The organism is Pseudobdellovibrionaceae bacterium, assembly GCA_020635075.1.
Taxonomy (GTDB): Bacteria; Bdellovibrionota; Bdellovibrionia; order Bdellovibrionales; family UBA1609; genus JADZEO01.
This window is the reverse complement of record JACKAM010000001.1, coordinates 1151426-1164287: the sequence shown is the minus strand read 5'-3', so window position 1 is coordinate 1164287 and position 12862 is coordinate 1151426. Positions and strand designations below refer to the sequence as shown.

At 50.5% G+C, this 12862-nt stretch carries 11 protein-coding genes; 6 read left to right on the top strand and 5 right to left on the bottom strand.

Going from position 1 to position 12862, the window contains the following annotated elements; all coding sequences use genetic code 11:
- Window positions 1-91: 91 nt before the first annotated feature.
- The 3 genes from H6624_05045 to H6624_05035 form a co-directional block, all read right to left on the bottom strand.
- Entirely contained in the window at window positions 92-919 is an 828-nt protein-coding gene (locus H6624_05045; GenBank protein ID MCB9083685.1) for a DUF4360 domain-containing protein, read from the bottom strand.
- An 84-nt stretch (window positions 920-1003) separates the two neighbouring features.
- Entirely contained in the window at window positions 1004-1597 is a 594-nt protein-coding gene (locus H6624_05040) for a DUF4360 domain-containing protein (protein MCB9083684.1), read from the bottom strand.
- 334 nt (window positions 1598-1931) lie between these two features.
- Window positions 1932-4328 (bottom strand): LPS-assembly protein LptD, encoded by a 2397-nt coding sequence (locus H6624_05035; protein ID MCB9083683.1) that lies wholly within the window; start codon window positions 4326-4328, stop codon window positions 1932-1934.
- A 293-nt stretch (window positions 4329-4621) separates the two neighbouring features.
- Here H6624_05035 and H6624_05030 point away from each other — a divergent pair, with 293 nt between their 5' ends.
- The 4 genes from H6624_05030 to H6624_05015 are packed head-to-tail and all read left to right on the top strand — an operon-like array spanning window position 4622 to window position 7074.
- Window positions 4622-5236, top strand: a complete 615-nt coding sequence (locus H6624_05030; GenBank protein MCB9083682.1) for a hypothetical protein — start codon at window positions 4622-4624, stop codon at window positions 5234-5236.
- Window positions 5233-5706 carry a hypothetical protein gene (locus H6624_05025; protein ID MCB9083681.1) on the top strand — a complete coding sequence of 158 codons (474 nt, stop codon included), beginning with the start codon at window positions 5233-5235 and terminating at the stop codon, window positions 5704-5706. Before H6624_05030 ends, H6624_05025 begins: the two co-directional genes overlap by 4 nt.
- 13 nt (window positions 5707-5719) lie before the next feature.
- Window positions 5720-6244, top strand: a complete 525-nt coding sequence (locus tag H6624_05020) for a hypothetical protein (GenBank protein MCB9083680.1) — start codon at window positions 5720-5722, stop codon at window positions 6242-6244.
- Between the two features lie 47 nt (window positions 6245-6291).
- The gene (locus H6624_05015; protein ID MCB9083679.1) at window positions 6292-7074 is read left to right on the top strand and encodes a hypothetical protein; all 783 of its coding nucleotides are present in this window, start codon (window positions 6292-6294) and stop codon (window positions 7072-7074) included.
- 7 nt (window positions 7075-7081) lie between these two features.
- On the opposite strand, the gene H6624_05010 is transcribed toward H6624_05015, so the two are convergent.
- Window positions 7082-9796: an adenylate/guanylate cyclase domain-containing protein gene (locus H6624_05010; protein ID MCB9083678.1), complete on the bottom strand. Its 2715-nt coding sequence runs from the start codon at window positions 9794-9796 to the stop codon at window positions 7082-7084.
- A 180-nt stretch (window positions 9797-9976) separates the two neighbouring features.
- Between H6624_05010 and H6624_05005 the strand changes: the two genes are divergently transcribed.
- Complete coding sequence (locus H6624_05005) at window positions 9977-10603, top strand: STAS domain-containing protein (protein ID MCB9083677.1); 627 nt, start codon at window positions 9977-9979, stop codon at window positions 10601-10603.
- Here H6624_05005 and H6624_05000 read toward each other — a convergent pair.
- Complete coding sequence (locus H6624_05000) at window positions 10510-12003, bottom strand: hypothetical protein (protein ID MCB9083676.1); 1494 nt, start codon at window positions 12001-12003, stop codon at window positions 10510-10512. The two genes, H6624_05005 and H6624_05000, sit on opposite strands and share 94 nt — an antisense overlap.
- A 138-nt stretch (window positions 12004-12141) precedes the next feature.
- On the opposite strand from H6624_05000, the gene H6624_04995 reads away from it, so the two are divergent.
- Entirely contained in the window at window positions 12142-12729 is a 588-nt protein-coding gene (locus H6624_04995) for a hypothetical protein (GenBank protein ID MCB9083675.1), read from the top strand.
- The last annotated feature ends 133 nt before the right edge of the window (window positions 12730-12862 follow it).

The following is a 12862-nucleotide window of genomic DNA, read 5'->3' as shown; positions in this document are numbered from 1 at the left end:
TTGCGGAGAAAATAAGCCCGTCGCAAGGTGGTAGGGTGTGCGCATCATCAAGGATGAGCGACGGGCTGAATGGGTCAAATACAAAGAGACTTTAGCGTCTCGGGCGGCCAGGTCCGTTGGGTGGTCCATTGCCTCGACCGGGCCCAGGGCGGCCTGGGTTTCGCGGATCAAAGCGGGGTGGACGACTGGGCGGTGCCATCGAACAAGCCCTCCATACCAGGTGGTAATCCACATACTCTTCAACGTTGGAGTCAATGGAATCCAAAGTCGCCAAGGCATCCTCTCCTGTTTGGCTTTGTACCCAAATAGAAGTGTTAATGTTCAAATCGAAGCTGCGCCCACAGGCTGACCAAATCTCTCTTTTGTTGATCTTAGAGCTCATGGCGTATTCTTCTTCCACGGGTCCACGGAATTCCTTTTTACGGCGAAACTTCTTTCGGTATTTATGTCCGGTTTGGGTGTCGGTGAAAAAGTAAACCGCATCGTAACGAGCGACGGCTTTGTTGGGAAGCAGGTTAAACCCGCGGTAATCAAGTTTCACAACCGAAACTTGGTATCCGTTAGGGACATCCACTGGTATGACGAGCTGGCAGTCCAACATGGACCTTCTGGTGCCTGAGCTGTCGCCAGCCTCCACCATGTAGTTATCAAATAACATGGAGAGAGTTTTGGCATCTGGGCTCAAGGTTGCCGAAAGAGTGCCGGCCGGGCAGCCACTGCCCGCATGGCGAGGCATTCCCACCTTCACACCTGTGACGCGAACTGAGTCAGCGTTATCAGGAGCCCCACCCAAACCATTGGCAAAATCCTCAGTGTCTTCAGTGGGCGATCCGGGTCCGAAATCATTGGCCTGAGCAGAAATTGAAAACACCAAACCGCAGGCGACGAGCAAGCTCAGGAATGTCATGTGCAATTTCATAGGTTCCTCCTTCAGAACATGAAGGTGGCGAAGGGTTGAGTCTTGCTTCTCAACCCAATCGCCGAAAAAATGCAAAGTCCAAAATTAACGGCAGGTTCTCCAGGCCAGGTGATAGACGATACCTGACTTAATGTCGACAGAGTCAACAGTCATCAGGGCATCTTCAGAGCGGTTACGAGTGTTGTTGACCATAATGCTTGAGTTCACACGCAGATTTACGTCGGCTCCGCAAGCAGACCAAACCATGGCTGAGGCGACAAGACCATCCTGAATCAAATATTCTTCAGCCTGCTCTCCACGAAAACGACGAGTCATCTTTGGGCCGCGCTGACCAGCAAAGAAGTACTCAACGTTGAAATCAGAATATGCGCCACGAGGAAGCATGTTGAATCCACGATAGTCGATCTTCATCAGAGAAACGCTGTACCCTTGAGGAACGTGAACAGGAACAGAAATGTTACAAGATTTACGAGCAAACTTTCTCGGAGCGGCTTCAGCCATGTACTGGTCGAAAAGAATCGACAAAGTAGAGGCATCAGGGCTCAAAGTAATAGATGCAGATCCTGCAGGGCAGCCGTTTCCGCCATAGCCCACGTTTTCGCCCAGGCGAATGCCATCGGCAATTGCAGCGCTGGAGAAAGCAACAGTAAGCGCAAGAACAAGACTCTTGATAGACATAGTGTACTCCTTCGAGTAGGGGGTTAAACACTTTTAGTGTGTTGTGTTCTTAGCCAAAAGTGCGAACAGGAAGGGTCACGGAAGGCGGATGGATACACGACGGCCTTCATAAGTCCGTTTACAAATGGACTCAGGCCGATACCCGCTATCTCGAATCGGGGAAATCTCCCACAACTTGCGACCAATCACGATTCGCTTGCGCCGGGGAATTAGCCGGAAAGCGGGTGTGTCACAATAAAATCGGTGATTCCGAAAGCAAATGTCAGAATTTCAGATGAACTAATTTTGGAACCATGTAATTGGGGAAGGCGGGTAAAAGAGATCTGGGGTGAAATTAATCCCCACCAAACTGGAAGTTCACTCCGAACTCAAACTCTGGCTTTCCTTCAGGAAGTTGGAATTGAGCCAGGCGAATATCCCAGCAATTACCAGGGGGTTTTATCTGCGCTTCATACTTCCATGAAAAGATTTTACTGGTAATTCGCGAATAATCAAAACCACCAGTGAGATTAAAGTAACGCCCGACCCAGCCCAGGGATAGACCCAAGTTGTCCGTTTTATTGGATGGGTCGATTTCATTATCTTTGTTCACTAACACCGAACGGGTCAATGCCAGCTGAACAAAATTGCCCACCTGGTCCTTAAATTTAAAACGACTGGATGAGTTGGTGACCCGAGCATAGGGGTAGTACACGGCAGTTGAGTGGGTTTCAAAGTGATCCAGGCGGACATCGACAAGAGCGTTGATGGTTGACCAGGGCTGAGGCGACTCTTCACGGTTGGCCTCGTTCATATCGAAACTCTGGGAGAGCCTAAAAATCCCCAAGGTGTGGTAGTCCTCCTGATCTCCACGCCAACGTTTGCGGATAATGCGATTGGTGACCCCGAAGTCCACCAGACGTCGGTCGAAAATCCGGTCATTGTAGTCAAATTGAACTTTGTTAAAGCCAAAGAAGTCGTCGTCACTGAGGGGCTCATTGGTTTGCGAATAGGGTTGGCCCTCAAACTGACCGAAAAAATAATGATTGGGGCGGCGAATCCACGGAATGGTTGAATAGCGAATCTCCGGTTCAATGATGTGTTTGTAGCGAGTGCCTTCTGCAGTTTCCAGATCCCCAAAGATCGAAGAGAGGCGAGTCTTGGCTCCCACATCCAACTCCAAAAAGCGACGGGCAGCCGTTGGGCCATAAAGGGTGTCCTGCTCCAGGGTATGGGCGGTAAAACGATACTGAGTTTCGCGATAGGAGAGTGAGGGAAGGACTTCGAGAAAATTTCCCAGGCGAAAAGGGAGAGTTAACTTTGGCTTAAACTCAAAGCGATGCCCGGTGCGGAGAATGTCGCCCTTGCTGGGTTCGAAGGCGCCGTCACGAATGCGCGAAATACACTTGTCGCTTTCAGGCGGACAGAAAAAGCCGTCGCCGATGGCTGAACCGGTGGTGACGACATCGTCATAGGCAAAATGGCGACGGGTGAAGTGCACGTAGTGGGAGTCAAAGCCGAAGTAAATGGGCGTTTCCCCCAATTGCTGGTCCATCAGGTTAAAGTGCACTTCAGGAAAGCGGTGTACAGAAGTGCGGTTTTCCTCCAAGGGGTCTTCAATCAGTTGATTGACGTAGTAATCGACCTCCCCACTCAAGTGAGTGTTGTGGTGGTTTTTGGTCACCGATATACGGTTTTCGAGGGCGGGTTCACCGTCGGCATCGAGATCGCGGGGGAAGTCTCGGGCGTATTTAACGTCGCTTACCATGTTAAGATTTGCTCTGTGAGTGACCTGTTCGGGCATTTCATAAAAGTGGTGATAGTTGAGAAACCAACGTTCTTGCTTTTGTTGAACCGTCACCGGGTCATCCGGGGCGGCAGCTGTGCGCACCCGGCGTTCGAAGACCTTGTCCTCAAAAAATGAAGTGCGCAAAGACCCCTTGGAATTTTCAGAAAGAACATAGCGGTACTCAATATGGGGTTTTAGACCCCTCTTTTCAAATTTGGTTAAGGTGATGGTGGCGTCCTGGCTGCGGGAAATAGCCCAAAAATAACTGACAGCAAAACCCAATTTGCCGGCATCGTTGAAGGAAAACTTGGGTACCAAAAACCCAGACTGACGGGCTGACTTCAAGGGCACCAAAATCCAGGGCAAAATAAAGATTGGCACATCGGCGATGCGCAAAATCGGATAGTCAATGTAAGCGTATCCGCCAATTTCAGCTTTGATCTTAGACCCGGTAAAGCTCCAGGCCGGCGGGCAGGTGGCACAAGCTGAGTAGTAGGCCTTTTCCGCCACGTACTCGTCCTCACCGGTTTTCTCGATGACTTCCCCTTCGAAAATGACCTGGCCAGCTTTGACAAATCCCTCGTAAAGAGTTCCGAGGTTGGTGTCATAGTTGAGCTTGAGTCGGGAGCCTTCGGAATAGACTTTGGGGTTTTGCAAAACCACATGGCCTTCAGCCTCCACCTCCCGTGTTTTCAGGTTAATGGTCGCTTTATCACAGGACAGATGTTGGCCTTGAAAAATCACCTGGACGTTGCCGGACAACTCAATCGTGTTGTGGGCCGTGTCCCGGCTCATTTTGTTGGCATTAATTGAAATGCCTTCTAAGGAGGTTTGAGCTTGGGCCACATCAAATGCTTGGAGAGCGGCAAGGAAGAGGCACAGGAATGCCATTTCCCGAAGTCTCGAAGCCCATCCTGGGGCGAATAATTCCCTGAGTAGTGGCCGCATGAAGTGAGTTCTCATCCCCGATCGACTCCCTGCATCCTACAGGAAGGCTGTGTGTTGACTGCACTTATTAGACCTTGGGCTGGCTTCAGTTGTCAATTTGACCCTGCTTACCTTGTGAGTCGTGGCCTGTGGCAGATCAGATCTGGCGAGAAGATAACGCGGCGAATATTTGGCAATTGCGGGCAGTATTAGAGAAATAATTTGCCCGCTGGAGCTCTCCTGGACATAGGGAAATTTCATTTTCCACAAACTGAGTGACATGTGCCCTCGGCGAGGGTTTGTTCCAGTCTTCCATAGGGGGGAAGAACTTGAGGTATTCTATATATTGCTGGGCAGTCTGCCTGGCGCTGACGTCGTTTGTTTTAAGTGGGTGTAGCAAAAAGAAGGGATTTCGGGCCTCGTCTCCTGAAGCCCAGCAGCCGGCGAATCCCAGTGATCCCGGTGACGGACCCTGCGGACCGGAGTTCAATATTGGTCTGGCTTGGGACGCTATTCAGGGAGATCATCAGCCGGTCAATTTTACCGTTTATTACGGCAACAACTCCCGGCAGGATGTGCCCTATTCCCACAGTGTCGAGGTTCAGGGACCGACGAACACCACCACGCACTTTCCTGTCCAGCGAGGGTTGTTTTGGTTCTTTGGTGTTACCGCCACATACACCAACGGCGAGTCTGATTACTCCAATGAAGTGTCATTGGATGTTCTGAATTGCCGCTCTTTGATTGAAAAAGGGGTGGAACCATTGACGGAGGTGCTGATTAACAGAGAAGGGAAAATCGTTTTTGGCAAAAACCAGGTCAGGGTGGTCCCATTAAGCCAGCGACCGATGAAACAAAAGGCAGGGAAGTCTCGGCCCGTCGTCTACCAAGAGGTGATGGCCAGACTGAGGAAATCCTTAGGAAGACAAAGGGGGATTGAGTGAAGAAAACTATTTTATTCCTGGCGGCCATGGCTCTCGCGGGGGCTGGAATTGGCTGTGGAAAAGACAAGGACAATGGAGCAGCGCCGCCTCCGGCCGAGGAGAAGCCGGTCGGACCCTGTTTTGAAGACATTAGCATTAAGGTGAATTGGAGTTTGGAGGATGCACCGGCTCATAGCATTCAGCACGTGCAACTGGACTGGGGTTACAAAAAGGACCAGCTCGCCTTTGTGGAAGAAGTAAATGTCCCGGCCACATCAATTGAATTGGGTCCCCTTATTCGCGGGATCAATTACTACTTTCAGTTGAAGGGTTTTAACCGTCGTGGGGAGGTGACCAGCACTCCAGTTAAAGAACTGGGGCCGCCCACCTGTAAGGAGCTTGAAACCATTCGCCAGACCAAGCCCGGCTACGATTATCCACTTGAAGTGAATATGAAGTGGCACGGGACCCAACATGATGATGAAGACTAAAGGGAGAGCAAAGATGAAAAAGGTTTTTACATTGGTAGGAATGATGATGGCGATGAGCCTGGTCTTCGCGGATGCGCAGGCCGAAACCATGTTTGATTTGGTGAAAGACTATTATAGGTCAGCACGGGAAATTCCCGAGGTTACCGACTTTGATTTTCCGGGGCAGCCCAAAGAGCGTCTGTGTATCGAAATCAAAGAGTTTCGGCCGGATGAGTTCGCCTATACTCGGCTTAATAAGTTCCAAAAGACCTATGCCGCTCGTGGGCCATTGTTCCCAGAGCGCAAAGTGACAAAGGCCATCTTCGGGCGCAATGCAGATATCCGTCAGTTTGAGGCCGTCACCAATGATGTAACCATTCGTGATTTTGTTATCACCCACAACATGTCCGAGAATCACACCCTTACCGCCTATGTGCGCAAAAAAGAAGACACATTGGTGGCAAAAGTGGTTGAAGTCACTGAGCGTGAAGACGAAGATGATGACCGGGAAACTTACTACAGCTACTGCTACCCCAATCAGGATGAAGCTGCCCAATAGGCAAACCTTCTGATCGTGGGTAGATGTGACGGCAAAGGGGTATCTTCATGGCCTGGATTAGAATTATCGTCCGTTTAAAGTTCGTTGGAGTGTTGTCCTTGGCCCCGATGACCATCGGGGCCCTGGCTCAGATCGAGGAAGGCCAAAATCCGACAGGTGACAAAACGCAAACCCTAACTGCTCCCACTGGGATGTCGTCTGGCCGTCAGCAAAAGACAAAAAGACAGAAGCAAGACATCCCGCTGTTGGTCAATGTGGGTTTTGGACTCAGTCAATACAAGTTGGCTGAGCTCTATGGCGATCATGATGGTCTGATATTTGGAACAGAGTTAAACCTGTCGGCGGTGGCGGAGCGCGAGGTATTGGATCGGTTTAAAGATCGGGTTCCGCCCAAGTTCCGCAAGGCGGCTTCAAAGCTCAATGAGGTGAGTGTTTCCCATCTGCTCATCCCTAAATCCCTTTACATCCAGCCCTTGCACGATCATCGAGAAGCCTACGGAGTCACTTGGGGGCTGGTGCCCACCATTATGCTGGGTTGGCCATCCTTCAAATTTGTCATCAACGGCGGCATTGTTTTAACCTATCTCTATTATCGGGATGATCGTCTGCCTGAGGACAAGCAAAGCGTTCATTTTATTCGCCCTGGACTGCGCGGCGGCTTGGGCATTCGGTTTCCAGTGTTTACCAAGTACCTATTGTTTGAGGCTGGCGTGAAGGGTGACGCCTACATTCCTCAGGAGTTTTTTAACCAACAGGACGTATGGAATTTTAAAGGGGTTTACGGAATGCTCCACTTTCGCTTTCCGATTACGGTGAGTGCCGCTATCTAGGATGGGTCTACTTAGTGGTCATAATAAAAACCCCGTCCCAGTCAGAGGCGGGAGGATTGTTGTGGTAGTCCGTTGATCTTTCCAGATACAACTGGGAAACCGGATCGGCAGGATTGATGTTGAGTGCCTGGCTGAAGGACTTGATGGCCGCAGCCCAGGCCATTTCGTGGTAATAGGCATAGCCTTCATCAAACCATCTAAGCATTTCACGCACTTTTTCCGGAGGGGCCTTTTCACAAATCAACTCATAGATTTTGACCGGCAAGACCTTACCTTTTACTCGCACCCAATCAATCTCACGGCAGGTGAAGTCGTCTTTGACATCCTGGTAGGTGAATTCAGATATAATAATGCGTGTGCCGTATTGTTTGTTAATGCCCTCAAGGCGAGATCCCAAATTTACCGCGTCTCCCATGACTGTGTAGCTGCGGACAGTCTCCGAGCCCATGTTGCCAACGCTCATTTCACCAGTATTGAGTCCAATTCCAATATCGATGGGGGGAAGGCCTTTTTGCCGATATTCCTCCTGTAACACTTTAAGTGTTTCGAGTTGTTGCAGGGCCGCCCGACAACCGTACTTGGCATGGTCAGGGTAATAGATGGGGGCGCCAAAGAAGGCCATAATGGCATCGCCCATGTACTTGTCGAGTGTGCCACGGTTTTTGAAGACGATTTCAGTCATGGGAGTCAGGTAGCTGTTGAGGAGATCGCTCAAGGCCCGAGGATCCAGCTTCTCCGAAATGGTGGTGAATCCGCGAATGTCGGAGAAAAAGACGGTCATTGTGACTTTGCGACCACCGAGCTCAATGTTGTCGGGGTCAGAGAGAATCTCTTCCACAATAGCAGGTGAGACGTACTTTTGGAAGGTGCTGCGTAATTCACGTTTATTCCTCTCTTCAGTGAAGTATTTGTAGAAGGTGAGAGAAACATAGAGGGTCAAAACTAGAAGAATAGGGTGGATAATTGTGACGACAAAGCCATTGGCAAAGAGGTAGTGCTTGTCAAACAAGAATATCGCCACCATGGTCAGGGTGGTGAGGAGCAGTCCCCACAGGGCCCCCAGCTGTGCGATGGCAATGGACAGAACAATTCCCAGGGCCAAAAGCACCAATGGCATGCGAATGTCCTCATCTGGATGAGGGCGGAGAAAATCCCTGCGCACCAGATTGTCGATCACGTTGGCATGAGTTTCAGCTCCCGGGTAGTTTTCATCGAAGGGGGTGACTCGAAGGTCAAAAATGCCAATTGCCGTGGCTCCAAAGACAAAGATCTTGTCCTTAATCCATTCTGCCTTGTTGACCTTGAGGCTTTGCTCCCTATCCCATCGCTTTGTTTCGCGGTTCCAGACTGTTTGGGTGACTTTGGCCGATGGGCTGTCAGATAGAAGCTCGGCGACACTCATGTAAGGGAACATTTTTTGTGGACCGGCGTAATTGATCATCAGCCGTCCCTGAGGATCAACCGGAACGTCGAAGACCGGTTCTCCATTGTCGTTAGTAATGGTGAACTTTTTTATCCCCTTTGCCGCGTACTTTGCATCTTCGGCCAATTCGATCTGGGCGTTATAGCCATTTGCCACCAGGAATGACTTTAGGGCAATGGAGGGCATGTAGTGGCTGCCAGTGCGGTAGATGAGAAGGCTTCGGCGAATGGAACCATCTTCGTCCAACTGAGCATTAAAGTAGCCCGTGTGTTTCGCGCTGGCTGAAATGGTATCGGTGTTCATCACCCAGTTATCGGCGTAGGGGATGAGGTTATTCAGGAAGCGGGATTTAAATGAGGCGACGAAATCGTCGAAGGTGTTGAAAGGAAAGGTCTCGGTGTCTTCGTCGGCCTTAATGTGAGGCCATGACTCCTGTATCGTGGGGTAGAGTTCGTCGTCCTTTGCAGAAAGCCAGGTTTGGCAGTACTCCTCCTGGGCTTCGCGGATCCGCGCCTGGAGATCGATGCGTTCCTTTTGACTGCGGGGTTTGGGGCTGTTCTCCCGGACGGCCAGGGCGATTTCACCCAAGTGCCCCTTATAGGCTTCGCCCATAATTTCTGGCATATAGATGTCATGCTGGTCCACCACAGCCAAAAAGGAGTCTTCATTTTCCCAAATGGAAAATGGCTCGGAAAGCTCATAGATGAAATTGTAACAACGATTAAGATATCCAACATGCAGCATGGGAGCGTTTTCGCGTTCGGAGAAACTCCCCATGACAACTTTTTTATTGTTGCGTTTAAGAGTGTCAGCAAAACGCTGGTCTGAGTCCAGTCGAGCCATCTCTGTTCGGAAGGTTTGATCCAGTTGGGGAGAAAAGCCAGGAAGTTCCTTGATCTTGAGGTAGAGATCCTTGGTGGGATGGGTGGACTCCTCTGAAAACACGGCATCAAAGGCGACCACTTTGGCGCCCAGTGAGACGGCCTTGTCAATCACCTGCCCGATGATTTCCCGGGGCCAGGGCCAGCGGCCGATGGAGAGAACCGCCTGTTCATCGACCGTGAGGAGAGCCACGTCTTTTGAGCTTTCTCGGGGTCCACGGTTTTGGAGTCTGAAGTCGACGGTTTTTTGATGGATGACCTGCAGGGTCTTAATCAAAAAATTATCAACTCTCTCGCCTTCCTTCAGGTGAGTGGCGTTGTAGTAATTGAAGGCAATAAACACATAGCTAAAGGTGATGACCAGGCCGAGAGTGTAATGGGAAAAAAAGTAACTCAACCACGTCCAAAGGCGCTTCATACAGGTCTTCCGTTGTGTTGATCAAATATGCAGGTCTTTGAAAAGTGTAGAGTTTGTTGCCAATGGGATCAATGCTCTCACGGCTTAGGGCTAGATTTTGTAGGATCAGCTGGCTGGACGCAGAAAAGCCAGAAAGACCGCTTTATAATGATTCTAGATCTGACATTTCGGGAGGCTCTGATGGAGGCAAAGTTTGAGGAAGTGGGTGAGGCCATGATGGTGGTTCACCTCAGAGGTCGCATTGATTTGGAAACTATCGAAACCTTTGTAAACTGCCTCGACCATCTGCGGAACTACGAAGTGATCTTCAATATGAGGGATCTAAGCTTTGTTGGCTCTAACGGCATTACCACCTTTGTCGATTCCATGAGAGACCTTGCTAAAAGAACCACCAAGGCAGTAAAGTTCTGTCATGTGAGTTCGGAATTCCGCAGGATATTTTCCGCAACATTGGCCCAGGACATTGAGATTCACGAAGACATCTATCGGGCTCAATTGGCTTTTCGGCCGCCACAAATCCAGGTCGAACAGCACCAGGCGCCAGGTGGATTTCGCAGTTACTTCAATTCGGGGGCATCAGCGCCATCCAATCAGCAGGCGGCCCCACCTAGCTCTGTAACGGGAGAAGCCTTTGTCTATCCGCAGGCACCACCTCCTCCGCCAGCGGAAGAGGTGTCTACTCCATCAGCAAGCCATCAGGGCGAGCAAAGAACCTACAGTGAGGGTGGTCCTGATGGGAGTTCAGGAGGCACATCGGCGCATTCAGGGGCTGAGTCCTCGCCCGCTTTCATGGAAAATCCAGACTGAATTTCCGCAATTAGATTTTCAATCCGGGAAATGGCTTCGCGCCGGGCGTGGAGGTCCTTTTCGCGGCTACTGTCCTGATCCTCTTGTAGCTTGACGTTGGTTTCAGCCAGGGTCTTTACCTGCCCCTCAAGCTCGCGAATCTTATCGGAAGCCCTAAAACCATGGCTGTCCATTTGGCCGCGCAGGGCCTCCACCTCTTTGCGTCTCTCATTAAGTGAGGTGCTCAGCTGTTGGTTGAGCTTCTGGAGAGAACGGTTTTTCTCCGATTGAATCTCCAGCTGATTGTTGGCGTCACGCCACAGGCACTGAAGGCTTTCCACCTGGTCCTCAAGGCGGGACTTAGCTAGGCGCAGGTCTTCAAGCTCGGCAATTTCCTGGAGATTTTGGTCAGTCAGACGGGCTACCTCCAGTGACTTCTCCTTGGCTTCACGGCGGAAATCAGCCAGCTCGACCTGTAGTCGACGGACTTCCTCATTAAACCCATTTTCAGTAGTCTCCACGGCCCTGTTGGCAGCGACGAGTTTATTTTCCAGACTAATTTTCTCTTCATACAGAGCTTCGTAATCCTTAAGCTGGCCTTCCAAGTCGAGAACACGGTCCTGATTTTCCTTAAGCTGTTCCTTTAATTGACCAAATTGAGCTTCGTAGCTTTCAACCAGCTGCCGTTGGTTCGCTTCAGACTCTTGGGCCTGACGCTGAATGTGATCAACGGTTTCACTCAACTTTTCTCGCAAGGTAAACAGGCGATCTTCTTCTTGCTGGAGGCGTTGAAGGAGAACCTCGTTTTCAGTGGTTAAGCCTTGAACCTGTTCTCGTAGCTCGCGCCGCATTTTCTTAGTCGCCCTTTGCATCTGGCTCCGGTAGCGAAGATAACGCCCCAGACGACGAGACAGCTGATCCACGCTTGAAGAGAGACGGCGTTGTCTTTCCTTGGAGGTGGCGAAGTACTCCGCGTATTGGACTTCCAACAGAGCCACCTTCTCTTTATATTCCCTGATTTGTTTTTCGTACTGACTTCGGCTCAAGCCCTGAACACGGTCTTTTTCGCGAAAGACAAGAAGTTGGTCGGCAAGGACTTCATTGCGGTCCTTGAGCTGTTGTACTGCCGCTTCATATTTGCCGAGCTTTTCTTCAATCAAAGAGCTGCGACGAATGGCCACTGCCAGGCGAGCCATGAGGTCTTCGTTTTGTTGCAGCAGGGATTCGACCGCAGCGGAGCGCTGAATGTGCTCAGGTAGGGCCGATAAATCCGGGCGGTGAGGTAGTTCCGTCGGGATCGGAACCTTTGTCACCTCTTCAGCGGTGAGACTCGCTTTGTCCTCGGATCGGTGTTTTTGGTTTTCGTCACCTACGAAGTCGTAGGTGATTTGCGGCTGGAAAGATCCTTCTTCCATCATCATTGCCCACTCCTTGCGGCAGCCAAAGTCCTGAAACTATTGTTTCATTAGAAGACAAAGCTTGTCAAAATGAGGGCCTTAGTCTTGTTGGCCTGGTGCGTAAATACTAAGGTCTGGAACGCGGATAGCCGAAAAGCCTCTATGGCGTCGTTACCAGCAATAGATTACGAAAGAATGGAGGCAGATCGCTTAGCCACCCATGAAGAGGAGCTCAAAAAAGAACTCCAGGCGCGGGTTTCCAGCGGTGGAGGGCATTCTAGTCTTCGGCGGATGGTCTTAAAGTTGGTGACGGAAGGTGAATATGACCTGGCCCAGGAAGAGGTTGAAGACTACCTCAGGTTTAGGGCGAAGTTTCCCAACTTTCAATCACGCTGTGAGCGCTACCAGGAACACTGCAAAGATCTAATTGGCGCCATCAGAACGAAGCGCAACTTCCCTGGCTTGCAAACCCTGAGTATCTCCAAACAGCAAGAACTCCATGACAAAGTGATCGAGCACTTTGACGAGCTCAAGGACTACCTGAAGCAAATCGAAATGGTTGAACGCGAAGTGCGCATGGATGATATGCGTTCAACCGTTTGGTTTATACGCACCTTGTTTCAATGTGTGCTGGCCGTTGTTGGTGTCGCCTTTTTTCTGGATCTCACTGGTGGCATGGCGAGTTCCTTCGTGATCGTCGTCAATAAGCTGCTCACTGACGGTGCCAGCTGGTTGGTGAGTCTCTTTTAATCAGGGTGGAGCAGCTCTGTTCAATCTTTAGTCAGGTGAATATAGGGAGGTCGGAAGGGGAGCCCAAATCCCTTTGAGAGGTCCTATTCCCAAGGGCTTAGGTCAACTGGAACGGCATGGCTTTTGATGTAAG

Excerpts from the sequence above, each read along its gene's own strand:
- H6624_05045 (MCB9083685.1), bottom strand. The coding sequence starts at position 919 with ATGAAATTGCACATGACATTCCTGAGCTTGCTCGTCGCCTGCGGTTTG.
- H6624_05040 (MCB9083684.1), bottom strand. The coding sequence starts at position 1,597 with ATGTCTATCAAGAGTCTTGTTCTTGCGCTTACTGTTGCTTTCTCCAGC.
- H6624_05035 (MCB9083683.1), bottom strand. The coding sequence starts at position 4,328 with ATGAGAACTCACTTCATGCGGCCACTACTCAGGGAATTATTCGCCCCA.
- H6624_05020 (MCB9083680.1), top strand. The coding sequence starts at position 5,720 with ATGAAAAAGGTTTTTACATTGGTAGGAATGATGATGGCGATGAGCCTG.
- H6624_05015 (MCB9083679.1), top strand. The coding sequence starts at position 6,292 with ATGGCCTGGATTAGAATTATCGTCCGTTTAAAGTTCGTTGGAGTGTTG.
- H6624_05010 (MCB9083678.1), bottom strand. The coding sequence starts at position 9,796 with ATGAAGCGCCTTTGGACGTGGTTGAGTTACTTTTTTTCCCATTACACT.
- H6624_05005 (MCB9083677.1), top strand. The coding sequence starts at position 9,977 with ATGGAGGCAAAGTTTGAGGAAGTGGGTGAGGCCATGATGGTGGTTCAC.
- H6624_05000 (MCB9083676.1), bottom strand. The coding sequence starts at position 12,003 with ATGATGATGGAAGAAGGATCTTTCCAGCCGCAAATCACCTACGACTTC.
- H6624_04995 (MCB9083675.1), top strand. The coding sequence starts at position 12,142 with ATGGCGTCGTTACCAGCAATAGATTACGAAAGAATGGAGGCAGATCGC.